Source organism: Streptococcus parasanguinis, assembly GCF_001073155.1.
Lineage (GTDB): Bacteria > Bacillota > Bacilli > Lactobacillales > Streptococcaceae > Streptococcus > Streptococcus parasanguinis_D.
On the sequence record NZ_JVEE01000040.1, the window covers coordinates 6141 to 20091 of the forward strand.

Sequence of the window (13951 nt, forward strand, 5' to 3'; positions counted from 1 at the left end):
GTAGTAGAGCCCACTCAACCACTGCGTCTTGCTCGACAATCCAAAAATAATTGAGAGGCTAGGATTTTTGTCCCAGCCTCTTTTCTTGTTAATGTATAAATCTTTATTCTTCGTTTTTTCGCATGAAATAAAGGAGTGTTTGCAATTCACTAGTGAGATCGACATATTGGACAACAACGTCTTTAGGAACTGTCAGATGGACCGGAGAAAAGCTTAGAATTCCTTTGACACCGGCATCTACTAAAAGACTAGCAACTTCCTGCGCTTTAATACTTGGGACAGTTAAAATTGCTGTTTGAATGTCTTCTTGTTTGAGCTTTTCTTTGATCGTAGAAATCCCATAAATGGGGATCCCATCCTTACTTTTGGTATTAATCAGTTCATGATCATCTACATCAAAAGCCATGACAATTTTCATCTTATTGCGTTCATGGAAGCGATAATTGAGGAGCGCACTTCCCATATTTCCGATCCCCACAATAGCGACATTGGTAATGGCATTATCATTTAAAAGATCGGCAAAGAAGTTCATCAGTTTTTTTACGTCATAACCAAATCCCCGTCTTCCTAATTCACCAAAATAAGAAAAATCTCGGCGAACGGTAGCAGAGTCAATCCCAATTGCATCCGCAATTTGCTTGGAATTGGCGCGCTCTATTTTTTCAGAGTTAAAGCGTTTAAAAATGCGGTAGTAGAGCGATAAGCGTTTTGCTGTTGCGCGTGGAATTGGAGTATTTTTATCATGTTTCACAATATCACAACCTTTCCCTCTTATTGTATAGGAAGATTGTGAAAAAATCAACTATCTAGAGCGGTTTTTAAAAATATTTTTGTCTAAAGAAAAAGCTGATGGCGATGGAGAGTTCCATCAGCATCAGCTTAGTTTTCAGCTTGTTCTACCTTTTTCAAAAAAGCATAAAGTCCATCGACTCGTCCTGTATAGGGGAGCTTTTCCCCCTTGTATTCAATGGATACGATTGAGTAAGAGTCAGGCAAGGTTACACAGCCTGAAAAAGCTAGGATACAGGCTGCAAGGTCAGGATAAGTAGTCGTTCGTTCTACTTGGTAAGCATCGATATAAGTTAGGGTTACCATATTAGGCCTCTGTTTTGTTGAAAATTTCTCTTTCGACAAGACTATCCATTAAGAAATAGAATTTTTGTTGGATAATGTCATTTTCTGGATTTTTAAAGATATTAACCAGGCGAAGCCCAGACTTGTCTGTAATATTGATCTTAAAACCTGTCAAATCTTTATTGAAAATGATTTTAAGTAGGAAGCCTTCGCCGCTATTTGGAACGGCTTCGAGCAAACGATTTAACTCGTAATTTCCAACTTTTGTAACAGCAAATGTATTGTCACGTAAGGTATATTTTTTAACATTTGGGTGTAGACTATAGGTATATTTGCAGTCTTTCAATGAAACGCTTGTTTCAAAAGCCATATTGTTCTCCTATGATAAAATTTCTTTAAGTTTTGAGAGGAAGTCTTGAACCTCCTCTACGCTATTGAGTTCTGAAAAACTAATTCGAAGGGATTCTTTTAGGCGTGAGCTATCTTTTCCATAGAGCGCCTCAAGGACATGGCTGGGTTGAACTGTACCAGCGGTACAAGCAGAACCTGTAGAGACAGAAATGCCAGCAAGATCGAGTCGCATCAGTAAAACGTCATTTTGGACACCCGGAAAGCCAAGGTTCCAAACAAATGGAAGATGATCCTCATTCGCATTTACGTAGTAGTCGAAGGCTGCTAAACCATTGACTAGTTCTTGGCCGAGTTTTTGAACCTGGTTGAAATTTTCTTCTTGATATAGTGTAGCTTGCTGAAGCGCGGTTGCCATCCCGACAATAGAAATAAGATTTTCCGTGCTGGCTCTCATCTTATTTTCCTGATCCCCACCATGTAAGAGATTATCAAAATCTGGGGTGGCCGCATAAAGGAAGCCGACGCCCTTTGGTCCGTGGAATTTGTGGGCAGAAGCACTGAGAAAATCAATTCCCAACTCTTCGGGATAGACAGGGACCTTTCCAATTGCTTGTACAGCATCAACATGAAAGGCAGCTGGAAGATCTTTTAAGAGTTCTCCGATTTCTTTAATCGGTAGAAGATCGCCTGTCTCGTTATTGGCAAACATGGTAGAGACAAGAATGGTATCCGGTCTAAGTGCCGCCTTGATATCACGAGCCTGAATGCGTCCATCTCTTGGTTGGACGATCGTCACTTCAAATCCGAAACGTTCTACAAGATATTCGATGGGTTCTAGAACCGCATGGTGTTCCAAAGCGGTCGTAATGATGTGTTTGCCATCTGCTTGGTGTTTCAAGCAGTAGCCTTTTATAACGGTATTATTACTTTCTGATCCACCTGAAGTGAAGAAAATACGATTTGGAAGAGTATGGAGAGACTGAGCAATCTGCTCGCGAGATTCTCGGAGGAGTTTACTAGCCATCCGTCCATGAGCATGAAGGCTCGATGGATTTCCAAAAGTGGTCTTCATAGTTGCAGACATTTTATCAATGACTTCAGGTAGAAGGGGAGTTGTTGCGGCATTATCAAAATATATCACATTAAGACCTTATTTCTTGTGGTAGGCAAATAGAGGACTAACAGGTTTTCTTTCTTGAATGCGAACAATAGCTTCAGCGATCAGTTCGCTAGCTGTCAGATAGTTAATATTTTTTGGTGTTGGTCCATTTGGAGCAACAGAATCGGTTACCAAGATTTCTTTGATCGGAGCTTGGTCTAATAATTCAACAGCGCCTTTTACAAATAAACCATGGCTTGAAACAGCATAAATTTCAGTAGCACCTTCGCGTTCGACGATTTTCGCAGCTTCTGAGAATGTCTTACCGGTATTGAGGATATCGTCAATCAAGATTGCTTTCTTATCTTTGACATCCCCGATAATATAGCCATAATCACGGTTTGCATCATCTTGTTCGTAATCAATGATGGCAATCGGTGCATCAAGATATTCCGCTAAACTACGAGCCCGTTTGACACCTGAGTTTTTAGGACTGACGACTACAACATCAGGACCAGTTAGACCTTTATTAATGTAGTGTTCTGCAAAGAGTGGAATGGTAAAGAGGTTATCCACGGCAATATCGAAGAAACCTTGGACCTGAACAGCGTGGAGATCCAGTGTGACGACGCGATCCACCCCAGCTTTGACCAACATGTTTGCGACAAGCTTAGCAGTAATTGGTTCGCGAGGAGCAGCAGTCCGGTCTTGGCGAGCATAACCGAAGTAAGGCATGACCACATTGACAGTATTTGCGCTGGCCCGTTGGCAAGCATCCACCATAATTAAGAGTTCCATCAAGTGATTGTTGACAGGGAAACTGGTTGATTGAATGATATAAATATCATATCCACGAACACTTTCCTCAATATTGACTTGGATTTCACCATCTGAGAATTGACGGGATGAAATTTTCCCAAGTGGAACCCCAGCATGATCCGCGATTTTTTGCGCAATCTCTGGATTTGAATTGAGAGAGAAGAGCTTCATATTTTTTTTATCTGACATGTGATTCCAACCTCATTTAGATTTTTGATCTTAGCACTATTTTAGCAAAAATTTGCGATAATTTCAGCTATTTTACAATCTTTCAGCCAATCTGGCGATTTTATTTTTTGCTGCTTTGTAGACGATTCCATGGTCTGTTATGAACTGATGGAAATTTTCTTCCTGTTCAGCAGTTTCGACCTCGATTTCTAATTCATAATCTTCAGTGTCTAGATAGAGACTGTGGTCTAGTGCCACCAATCCTGCATCAGTTTCTTTTTCGAATCGTTCTGTTGTAAGGCTTCCCCAGACCGCGAGGTGTTCAACGGGGATTTCTTTAGAGATCAAGAGGTTTTTGATTTCTCCGTCAGGAAACTGTTGGTGTTGAAGAATCTCCTTGGTTTCTTCTGGGTTGAGGTCTTGATTGTACTCGAAATGGCCAACATCTTCAGGGACTTTGAGAGTCAATTCAGCCTGATCTGTGAAAGTACGCACCCGCAAGGCCATTTTTTCCTTACGGATGAGCTGGTCGGGTGTATCGATATAGTGATTGGTTTGGACAACCAATTCTGTATCAGCAAAAAGTGGAAGGATGGATTGGTATTCCTCCTTGTCTAGCATGGTTTTGTATTCAATTTCTAAATGGTTCATTTTGTGGTCCTTTGCTTTTTTTCAAAAGCGATTCATGATATAATAAGAGATGTGTTTATTGTATAAAAAAATGGTTCAGATTACAAGGTGGTAGGATGGCAATTGATTGGGAAAACTTCTTAGATCCGTATATCCAAGCAGTTGGGGAATTAAAAATCAAACTGCGTGGGATTCGTAAGCAATATCGTAAGCAACAAAAGCATTCTCCAATTGAGTTTGTTACAGGACGGGTCAAGCCGATTGAGAGCATTCGCGAAAAGATGATCCGAAGAAATATTTCTGAAGAAAATCTGGCTCAGGATATGCAAGATATTGCTGGTCTTCGCATCATGGTCCAGTTTGTGGATGACGTCGAAGAGATCCTAGAGGTTCTGAGACAACGGCAGGATATGCGCGTGGTCCAAGAGCGAGATTACATCCGCCACAAGAAATCAAGTGGCTACCGGAGTTACCACGTCGTGGTCGAGTATCCGGTCGATACCATTGATGGAAATGAAACGATCTTAGCAGAGATTCAAATTCGGACCTTGTCCATGAATTTTTGGGCAACCATTGAACACTCGCTTAATTATAAATATAAAGGAGACTTTCCAGACGAGATCAAAAAACGCTTAGAGACGACAGCAAACCTGGCCTATCTCTTGGATGAAGAGATGGGGGCAATTCGGGATGCGATTCAGGAGGCTCAAGCCCTGTTTGATCCACTTCATCGTAAGTTAAATGATGGCGTTGGAAATAGTGATGACACAGATGAAGACTACAGGTAAAAAAGTATCCATTATTCGCAATCGCAAGCGTCAAAGTGAAGAGGTTTTTCAGCAGTTGTGCTACAAGCTTCGGAAAAATAATTTTATTTTGACGGAGAAGCACCCGGATATTGTGATTTCAATTGGTGGCGATGGGATGTTGCTATCGGCCTTTCACAAGTATGAACACCAGTTGGATCGGGTGCGATTTGTTGGCGTCCATACCGGACACTTAGGATTTTATACAGATTACTTAGACAGTGAAATCGATAAGCTGGTTGAGAACTTAAAATATGATACTGGAGCTAAGGTTTCTTACCCTATTTTGAATGTCAAGATTACTTTCGAAAATGGGGAAACCCGTACCATGAGAGCTTTGAACGAAGCGACGATTAAGAGAAGCGACCGGACCATGGTTGCCGATCTTACGATTAATGGAGTGGATTTTGAGCGCTTCAGAGGAGACGGGATTACCGTTTCGACTCCAACAGGAAGTACGGCTTACAACAAATCCTTAGGAGGAGCAGTCCTTCACCCGACTATTGAGGCGCTACAGATCGCTGAGATCGCCAGTCTCAACAATCGTGTCTATCGTACCTTGGGTTCTTCTGTTATTGTCCCTAAAAAGGATAAGATCGAGATTACACCGACAAGACCTGGCTTCCACATTATCTCTGTCGACAATTCAACCTATTCTTACCGTAATATTGCAAAGGTAGAATATCAGATTGACAACCATAAGATTAATTTTGTGGCAAGTTCCAGTCACACCAGCTTCTGGAATCGGGTCAAGGATGCCTTTATCGGAGATGATAGAGAATGAGATTTGAATTCATTGTCGATGAGCATGTCAAGGTCAAGACCTTCCTGAAAAAGCATGAGGTTTCTAAGGGGCTCTTAGCAAAGATTAAGTTTCGTGGTGGCCAGATCCTTGTCAATGGACGTCCGGAGAATGCAATTTATTTGTTGGATATTGGGGATCGCTTGGTCATTGATATTCCAGCAGAAGAAGGATTCGAAACCCTAAAACCCATGGATCGGCCTTTGGATATTTTGTTTGAAGATGATCATTTTTTGGTCTTAAACAAACCCTTTGGCATTGCATCGATTCCAAGTGCGATTCATTCCAATACCTTAGCAAATTTTGTAAAGGGCTACTATGTGAAGCAGGGCTACGAGAACCAGCAGGTTCACATTGTTACTCGTTTGGACAAGGATACAAGTGGCGTTATGCTCTTTGCCAAACATGGCTATGCCCATGCTCGCTTGGATAAGCAATTGCAGTCTAAAACGATTCAGAAACGCTATTATGCCTTGGTCAAGGGATCTGGGAAGCTTGATCCTGTCGGAGAGATTATTGCTCCGATTGCGCGTGATGAAGATTCAATTATCACCCGAAAGGTAGCTAAAGGTGGCAAGTATGCTCATACAAGCTACCAGGTTGTTCAATCTTTTGGTGATATTCACCTAGTGGATATTCAGTTACACACAGGTCGAACCCACCAGATCCGCGTTCATTTTTCCCATATTGGTTTTCCGCTCTTGGGAGATGATCTCTATGGCGGAAGTTTAGAAGACGGCATTGAGCGCCAAGCCCTTCATTGTCATCGTCTATCCTATTATCATCCATTTCTAGAGGAAGAATTGGTCATAGAAAGTCCACTGCCTCCAGATTTCCAAGCTGTATTAACACAGCTTCAAACTAGTTATTAATTATTAAAAGGAGTAAAACTCATGGAAGTTTTCGAAAATCTCAAAGCCAACCTCGTTGGTAAGAATGCACGTATTGTATTACCAGAAGGTGAAGAACCTCGTATCCTCCAAGCGACAAAACGCATTGTGAACGAGACAGAAGTAACCCCTGTCTTGCTTGGTAATCCAGATAAAATTCGGATTTATCTTGAAATCGAAGGGGTTTTGGATGGATATGAAGTCATCGATCCTCATTCTTATCCAGGTTTTGAAGAAATGGTAGCTTCCTTAGTAGAACGTCGTAAGGGCAAAATGACAGAAGAAGAAGCGCGTCAAGTTTTGAAAGACGACGTTAACTATTTTGGTGTCATGTTGGTGCACATGGGAATTGTTGATGGGATGGTATCTGGTGCGATTCACTCAACAGCCGCAACTGTTCGTCCGGCTCTTCAAATTATCAAAACTCGTCCAAATGTAAAACGGACTTCAGGGGCTTTCCTTATGGTTCGTGGATCTGAACGCTACTTGTTTGGGGACTGTGCCATCAACATCAATCCAGATGCTGAAGGATTAGCAGAAATTGCCATCAATTCAGCTATCACTGCCAAGATGTTTGGTATTGATCCAAAAATTGCTATGTTGAGCTATTCAACAAAAGGATCTGGTTTCGGTGAAAGTGTTGATAAGGTTGTTGAAGCGACTAAGCTTGCTCATGAACTTCGTCCAGACCTTGAAATTGACGGGGAATTGCAATTTGACGCAGCTTTTGTCCCTGCAACTGCAGCCTTGAAGGCTCCAGGAAGCAAGGTGGCAGGTCAAGCTAATGTCTTTATCTTCCCTGGTATTGAAGCAGGTAACATTGGATACAAGATGGCTGAACGTCTTGGTGGCTTTGCAGCAGTAGGTCCTGTCTTGCAAGGATTGAATAAACCAGTCAACGACCTCTCTCGTGGATGTAATGCAGATGACGTTTACAAATTAACCTTGATTACAGCAGCTCAAGCTGTGGAACAATAAGAAATGCATTTAGAGAGTGGGACAGAAATTGGTAATTCGTTAAAATTCGATTTCGTCGTCCCACCTCCGCACAGTTGAGTAGGGCTGTAAAAGCTGATGAAATCAGCGTACTAGAGCCCACTCAACCACTGCGTCTTGCTCGACAATCCAAAAATAATTGAGATGCTAGGACTTTTGTCCCAGCCTCTTTTTCTTTATAAAATCAGAATTTCTAAACTCTAACTCATTCTATGGTATACTAGGAATATGTTAGATTTAAAAGATTACGGGATTACCATGTGGGAGGAGGAAAAAATCGCCTCCTTCCGAGAAAAGTTATTAGCCTGGTATGATGCCCATAAACGGGATCTCCCCTGGAGAAGGACCCAGGATCCTTATAAAATTTGGATCTCAGAGATTATGCTCCAGCAGACACGTGTCGATACGGTGATTCCTTATTATGAGCGTTTTTTAGACTGGTTTCCGACGGTCGCTGAATTGGCTCAAGCCCCTGAAGAAAAACTCTTAAAAGCTTGGGAAGGCTTGGGCTATTACTCACGTGTCCGTAACATGCAGAAAGCTGCCCAGCAGATAATGGAAAATCACGGAGGAGTGTTTCCATCAAGTTATGAGGAAATATCTAAATTGAAGGGGATTGGACCTTATACAGCTGGTGCCATTGCCAGTATTGCTTTTAGCTTGCCAGAGCCAGCAGTGGATGGCAATGTCATGCGTGTTTTAGCTCGTTTATTTGAGGTCGACTACGATATCGGAATCCCAACCAATCGTAAGATTTTTCAAGCTATGATGGAAGTCTTGATTGATCCAGACCGTCCTGGTGATTTTAATCAGGCTTTGATGGATTTGGGCTCAGATATTGAGTCCCCAGTCAATCCACGGCCAGAAGAAAGTCCTGTCAAGGAGTTTAGCGCGGCCTACCAACATGGAACCATGGATCGTTATCCCATCAAGGCTCCTAAGAAGAAACCGGTACCTGTCTATCTAACAGCCTTTATTATCAAGGATAGTCAAGGGCGCTACTTGCTGGAGAAAAATGAGCGAGAAGGGCTTTTGTCTGGTTTTTGGCATTTCCCTTTGATCGAAGTGGATAGCCTTTCTGATACCTTTGGGCAATTGTCTTTATTAGATGGTAATGGAGAAGCAGGGGATAACTCAGAAATTCTTTCCTTTGAACAGGACTATGACTTGGCCATTGATTGGCAGGACAAGTCTTACCCTATTGTTCAGCATGTCTTTTCGCATCGTAAGTGGCAGGTTCAGATTCGATTTGGTCTGGTGAAAGAAGGAGTGCAGCAATCAAGTGAATCAACTGTTTGGTTAAAACCTGACGAATTTTCTGATTATCCTTTTGCAAAACCCCAGCAAAAGATCTGGGAAGCATTTAATAAATGAACGTTCATTTCAGTACAGAGCTTAACTTTATGAAGAAAAAGAATAGGATTATGTAACTTATATGGAGTATAGACCAGATTATTCAGATAAAAATTTTATAGGAACTCGTAGTATATTTGCTAGTATTCTCTATTTTATATTAGCTTGTTTCAATTATTTTTTGGCTCTTGCATATTTTGCTTATATTCGCGTATTATATTCAAATCATACAAAAATCAGTTCTATCTTAATTTGTTGCTTTATTTGTTATAATTTATTTTTCTTGATTCGTGAGTTAAATTTTAAAATCCTTCACTGGTGTGGTTACCACGCCTTACCAAAATACTATAGATTTCGCAGAGGGAGACTTCCTTTATTCAATAAAATAACAAAATCATATAAAATGCATTACAGGAGAAGATCGAAGAAGTACCAATTTCTGTTCCTACTCAGTTATTTGTTTTATTTAAATTTATTACCCATCTGTACCTTTATATATTTTTATTTTATAATACATTTTGATATAACAGACTTCAATAATGAAAATAAAATCTATTCTTTTATTATTTTCATCTTGTTATTTGTGCTAATCTATATATTAGAATTACTTTTTAAAAGATATAGAAAATGGTTTACAAAACACTTTAATCTTGATGATAGGCTAGAGGAACATGAATTTCCAATATTTTTCTTAAAAGAAAAATGATCACTAGAATAGTTTGCGAAAAAATAACAATAGAAGTGGACAACTTTTACGGAAAATGAAAATTAGCTAGAGTATGGTCTCTAGCTAATTTTTTTTATAGATGAGCAAATGCTTTGATTTCTTCTTCTGACATGGATGAGTCGCAGCGAACAGTAACGTCACCGGCTTCGACATGTAAAAATCCTGGGACCGTTGGGATACCGTAAGTTGAGCGGAAGACTTGTAACGCGTCTAGCTGACTTGGTTCTTCACTATTAATAAAATAGATATGAGCTTTTGTTTCAACTACGACAGTTGCTAATTTAGCAGCGAATTTCCGACAGTAAGGACAAGTTTTGCGTCCAATAAAGAAGGTTGCTGATTCTTTTTGGTCGATGGCTTCTTGCGCACGCGCAACAGTGGTTACTTCAAGATCTTTAATATCTTCAAAAAATTGTTCCATGAGATTACCTCGCTTTCTTATAAATCTAGTATGCCATAAAGGGCGAAAAAATGCTGTATTTTGATACGAAAAAAAGATGAGATTGGTTGATCTCATCTTTTGTGGGTGCTTATTTTACAAAAGCATTGATTTCTGCTTCGATATTTGCAATTTTTTCTTTGGCATCTGCTTCAGATTCACCAACTGTAGCAATGTAGAATTTGATTTTTGGTTCGGTACCTGAAGGACGAACAGCAAACCATGAATCGTCAGCCAAGATGTATTTCAATACGTTACTTGGAGGAGTTGTTAATTTTTCAACGCCGTCAGCAGTAGTAGCAGTTTGTTCCAAGAAGTCTTCTGTCTTAGCAATGTCTGTGTTATTGAATTGTTTAGGAGCATTGCCACGGAATTTATCCATGATTTTCTTAATTTCAGCAGCTCCATCCACACCTGAAAGGGTAACAGAGATAGTCTTTTCTGCGAAGTAACCATATTGTTTATAGATTTCTTCGATACCATCTGCCAAAGTCATATCACGTGAGCGGTAGTATGCTGCGATTTCAGCAACGATAAGAACGGCTTGGATAGCGTCTTTGTCACGTACGAATGGTTTGATGAGGTAACCGAAGCTTTCTTCAAAACCAAGCATGTAAGTGTGGTTGTGTTGTGTTTCAAATTCATGGATTTTTTCACCGATAAATTTGAAACCAGTCAAGACGTTAAACATGGTTGCGCCGTAGCTTTTTGCAATCTTGGTCACCAACTCAGTTGATACGATTGATTTACAAAGAGCAGCATTGGCAGGAAGAGTACCAGCTGTTTTGTGAGCTTCAAGAATATATTTAGCAATGATCGCTCCGATTTGGTTACCAGAAAGGTTGAGGTAAGAACCGTCTGGTTGGCGGATTTCAACACCAAGGCGGTCTGCATCTGGATCAGTTGCAACCAATACATCAGCGTCTACTTTGCGGCCAAGTTCTTCAGCAAGAGCAAAAGCAGCTTGATTTTCAGGGTTTGGAGATTTAACAGTTGAGAAGTCAGCGTCTGGAACAGCTTGAGCTTCAACAACCTGAACTGCTTCAAATCCAGCTTGTGCAAGAGCACGACGAGCCAACATTTCACCTGTACCATGAAGAGGAGTGTAGACAATCTTCATGTCGCGACCGTATTCATTGATCAAGTTTTGGTTGATGTTAACGCCTTTCACTTCTTTCAAATATTCAGCGTCGACGTTTTCACCGATAACTTCAATCAAGCCGTTAGCTTTGCTTTCTTCAAGATCAGCCAATTGAACAGTGAATGGATTTTCGATCGCACGGATGTAATCTGTCAATGCATCCGCATCTGCAGGTGGCATTTGTCCACCGTCTTCACCGTATACCTTGTATCCATTAAATGGAGCAGGGTTGTGGCTAGCTGTTACCATGATCCCAGCAAATGTGTGGAGGTGACGAACAGCAAATGACAATTCAGGTGTTGGACGAAGGCTTTCAAATACATAAGATTTGATACCATGGGCAGCCAAAACTTGAGCAGATTCAAAAGCGAACTCAGGAGAGAAGTGACGGCTGTCATAAGCAATGGCAACTCCGCGTTTTTTAGCTTCTTCCCCTTTTGATTCGATCAATTGGGCCAATCCTTCAGTTGCTTGGCGAACAACATAGATATTAATACGGTTGGTACCAGCACCGATTAATCCACGCATACCAGCTGTTCCGAATTCAAGGTTAGTGTAGAAGGCATCTTCTTTTGTTTTTTCATCCATTGCGACCAACTCATCACGAAGGTAAGCTGGTAATTCAGCAAAGTCGAGCCATTTTTGGTAGTTTTCTTGATAGGTCATGCAAGCGTCTCCTTTTTGCGTTATATTTAATCGCTTTCATTATAGCAGATTTTTTCAGAAAATTCTAGCGATAATTGTAAATCTTTTCAAAAATAATAAGCATTTAACTATTAAAAAAGCCAAGACGAATCTGTCTTGACTTGGAAGATTATTTTAATTTTTCAAGAGATGGAACAACTGCGCTGGTAATGAGGACTGTCGCAACGACTTCGATAAGAGAGTTAGTAGATACGATCAAGCCAAGGAAATTTTGAATTCCGCCTCCAAAACTGTTCCCAAAGAAGAAGTAAATCCCGCTTAAAACGAATACAGTATTGGTCATAGAACCGATCATCCCAGCTACCATAAGTCCTGTACGATTGTGGATCCAGCGATAGACGAAGTAAGGGGTTACCCCGATGAGAATACGTGGTACTAATGCGATGAGAAGGGAGTAGAGATTTCCGTGAGGGACAAAGGGACTAAAGAGATAGCTTGCTGGGGTTAAAACCAGTGTATTCATGGTGAGGCTAAAGAGTCCCATCAGCAGTCCTAGAATAGCACCTGTACGAGGTCCATAAATGATAGATGCGATCACGACAGGAATATGAACCAAGGTTGGTTGAATGCCTGATGGAACAAATTGCAGAATGAAGGACGTCACAAAGTGAATAGTGATCATAACCGCAAAAAAGATGGCAATTCGTGAAATAGAAGATGATTTTCTCATAAACAATTCTCCTTAACAGTTTCTAAAATAGTTTCTACAGACGCTAGAGCTCCAGAACCTTTGTCCCCACAAGCCAGTAGAGCTTCACGAGGTTGGATAATCTGGTAACCATAGTCTTGTAAGAGTTTTAGATTTCGTTGGGTAGCTGGGTGTTCCAGCATTTTTGTATTCATAGCAGGGGCTAGTAATTTTTTAGTGGTTTGAGGCAAAGCTAGAGCTGTGCTTGTGACCATATTATCTGCAAGACCCATAGCAAGTTTAGCAATTGTATTGGCACTAGCCGGTGCTACAAGAAAGAGGTCTGTTTCTTTTCCAATGTCGATGTGCTCGATCCGCTGTGGATCGTCTTCGATCATTACATCAAGGCCTACTTGATTCTTTGAAAGAACTTGCAAGGTTAAAGGGGTGATAAATTTTCTGGCTGCAGGAGTCATGAGGACCTTCACTTCAAACCCCAATTTGGTTAGTTGGCTGGTAATATCAGCCGCTTTATAGGCGGAAATACTACCGGTAACAGCTAAAGTAATTTGTGTCATATGTTCCTTTTTATTGTAAATGATTTAGGATAGCCTCTGCAATTTCTGTTTTCGTAGAAGCTTCTAGGACCTGATTGTCTGTCACTAGATAGGCTTGATGCTGACCATTCTGAATTTTGGTCAGATCGTTAGCAACGATCATGCTGGCGTGATTTTTAACGAGGCTTTCATGCGCTACCTGGATCAACTCTTCAGAAGAAACGTCGACTAACAGTTTAAAGCCGATCAGTTGAATGGCAGGATTCCATTCTTTGACGAAGGAGATAATCTTCGGATTTTTCTTTAGAAAGAGCACTTGGTATTCTTCTCTCGAAGAGATTTTCGCTTCCTGATTTTCGCAATGGATAAAGCTATGGAGGTCCTGAGCTTTCTCAACCTCCTCAAGGCCTGTCATGTAAACAGGTGTATAGTCTGAAACAGCCATAGCGTGAATCAAGGCCTGATGATGAGGGACTTCCTTCTGCATTTCTGTAAGTAGTTCCTCTACATTCTCGATCAATAGAAGTAGAAGGTGTGGATGAGGATCGGGTTTAAGCGCGGTAGGCGTTGTGATCAAGGTCACCTGATGTCCCTTTGCAAGAGCTGCTTCTGTAAGGATTTTCCCTAGGCTCCCAGTGGAATGGTTGGTGATTGAACGAACGCTATCAATGGCTTCACTCGTCCCGCCTGATGTAATTAAAATATGCATATGCTTATTTTACACAAAAAAGATACGTAAGTAAAGTTCTGAAGCTATTCAAATAGG

16 protein-coding genes are annotated in these 13951 nt (G+C 40.9%); 5 read left to right on the plus strand and 11 right to left on the minus strand.

Features of this window, described 5'->3' with window-relative positions; all coding sequences use genetic code 11:
* Positions 1-103: 103 nt before the first annotated feature.
* The 6 genes from ADH92_RS06865 to ADH92_RS06890 all read right to left on the minus strand — a co-directional run bounded on the left by ADH92_RS06865 (position 104) and on the right by ADH92_RS06890 (position 4162).
* Entirely contained in the window at positions 104-751 is a 648-nt protein-coding gene (locus ADH92_RS06865; protein ID WP_003007178.1) for a redox-sensing transcriptional repressor Rex, read from the minus strand.
* Between the two features lie 128 nt (positions 752-879).
* Positions 880-1095: a DUF4649 family protein gene (locus ADH92_RS06870; protein WP_049490891.1), complete on the minus strand. Its 216-nt coding sequence runs from the start codon at positions 1093-1095 to the stop codon at positions 880-882.
* A gap of 1 nt (position 1096) precedes the next feature.
* Positions 1097-1444, minus strand: a complete 348-nt coding sequence (locus ADH92_RS06875; protein WP_009730974.1) for a DUF1831 domain-containing protein — start codon at positions 1442-1444, stop codon at positions 1097-1099.
* Between the two features lie 9 nt (positions 1445-1453).
* Positions 1454-2566, minus strand: a complete 1113-nt coding sequence (locus ADH92_RS06880) for a cysteine desulfurase family protein (protein ID WP_049497905.1) — start codon at positions 2564-2566, stop codon at positions 1454-1456.
* A 9-nt stretch (positions 2567-2575) separates the two neighbouring features.
* Positions 2576-3532 carry a ribose-phosphate diphosphokinase gene (locus ADH92_RS06885; protein ID WP_003007186.1) on the minus strand — a complete coding sequence of 319 codons (957 nt, stop codon included), beginning with the start codon at positions 3530-3532 and terminating at the stop codon, positions 2576-2578.
* Between the two features lie 72 nt (positions 3533-3604).
* Entirely contained in the window at positions 3605-4162 is a 558-nt protein-coding gene (locus ADH92_RS06890; RefSeq protein ID WP_049497906.1) for a CYTH domain-containing protein, read from the minus strand.
* Between the two features lie 95 nt (positions 4163-4257).
* Here ADH92_RS06890 and yjbM point away from each other — a divergent pair, with 95 nt between their 5' ends.
* The 5 genes from yjbM to mutY all read left to right on the plus strand — a co-directional run bounded on the left by yjbM (position 4258) and on the right by mutY (position 9009).
* Positions 4258-4929 (plus strand): GTP diphosphokinase, encoded by a 672-nt coding sequence (yjbM, locus tag ADH92_RS06895; protein WP_023918039.1) that lies wholly within the window; start codon positions 4258-4260, stop codon positions 4927-4929.
* Entirely contained in the window at positions 4904-5731 is an 828-nt protein-coding gene (locus ADH92_RS06900) for an NAD kinase (protein WP_049497907.1), read from the plus strand. Before yjbM ends, ADH92_RS06900 begins: the two co-directional genes overlap by 26 nt.
* Complete coding sequence (locus ADH92_RS06905) at positions 5728-6621, plus strand: RluA family pseudouridine synthase (RefSeq protein WP_003007192.1); 894 nt, start codon at positions 5728-5730, stop codon at positions 6619-6621. Before ADH92_RS06900 ends, ADH92_RS06905 begins: the two co-directional genes overlap by 4 nt.
* A gap of 21 nt (positions 6622-6642) precedes the next feature.
* On the plus strand, positions 6643-7617 hold the full coding sequence (gene pta / locus ADH92_RS06910; RefSeq protein WP_021153149.1) for a phosphate acetyltransferase: 975 nt from the start codon (positions 6643-6645) through the stop codon (positions 7615-7617).
* 246 nt (positions 7618-7863) lie between these two features.
* Positions 7864-9009 (plus strand): A/G-specific adenine glycosylase, encoded by a 1146-nt coding sequence (gene mutY, locus ADH92_RS06915; protein ID WP_049497908.1) that lies wholly within the window; start codon positions 7864-7866, stop codon positions 9007-9009.
* 779 nt (positions 9010-9788) lie between these two features.
* On the opposite strand, the gene ADH92_RS06925 is transcribed toward mutY, so the two are convergent.
* The 5 genes from ADH92_RS06925 to ADH92_RS06945 all read right to left on the minus strand — a co-directional run bounded on the left by ADH92_RS06925 (position 9789) and on the right by ADH92_RS06945 (position 13894).
* Positions 9789-10136: a DUF6568 family protein gene (locus ADH92_RS06925; RefSeq protein ID WP_049497910.1), complete on the minus strand. Its 348-nt coding sequence runs from the start codon at positions 10134-10136 to the stop codon at positions 9789-9791.
* A 109-nt stretch (positions 10137-10245) separates the two neighbouring features.
* The gene (locus ADH92_RS06930; protein WP_049497911.1) at positions 10246-11961 is read right to left on the minus strand and encodes a phospho-sugar mutase; all 1716 of its coding nucleotides are present in this window, start codon (positions 11959-11961) and stop codon (positions 10246-10248) included.
* Positions 11962-12109: 148 nt separating this feature from the next.
* On the minus strand, positions 12110-12670 hold the full coding sequence (locus ADH92_RS06935) for an ECF transporter S component (RefSeq protein WP_049497912.1): 561 nt from the start codon (positions 12668-12670) through the stop codon (positions 12110-12112).
* On the minus strand, positions 12667-13206 hold the full coding sequence (gene coaC, locus ADH92_RS06940; RefSeq protein WP_049497913.1) for a phosphopantothenoylcysteine decarboxylase: 540 nt from the start codon (positions 13204-13206) through the stop codon (positions 12667-12669). Before coaC ends, ADH92_RS06935 begins: the two co-directional genes overlap by 4 nt.
* A gap of 10 nt (positions 13207-13216) precedes the next feature.
* A complete protein-coding gene (locus ADH92_RS06945) occupies positions 13217-13894 on the minus strand; it encodes a phosphopantothenate--cysteine ligase (protein ID WP_049497914.1) in 678 nt (225 codons plus the stop codon).
* Positions 13895-13951: the final 57 nt, after the last annotated feature.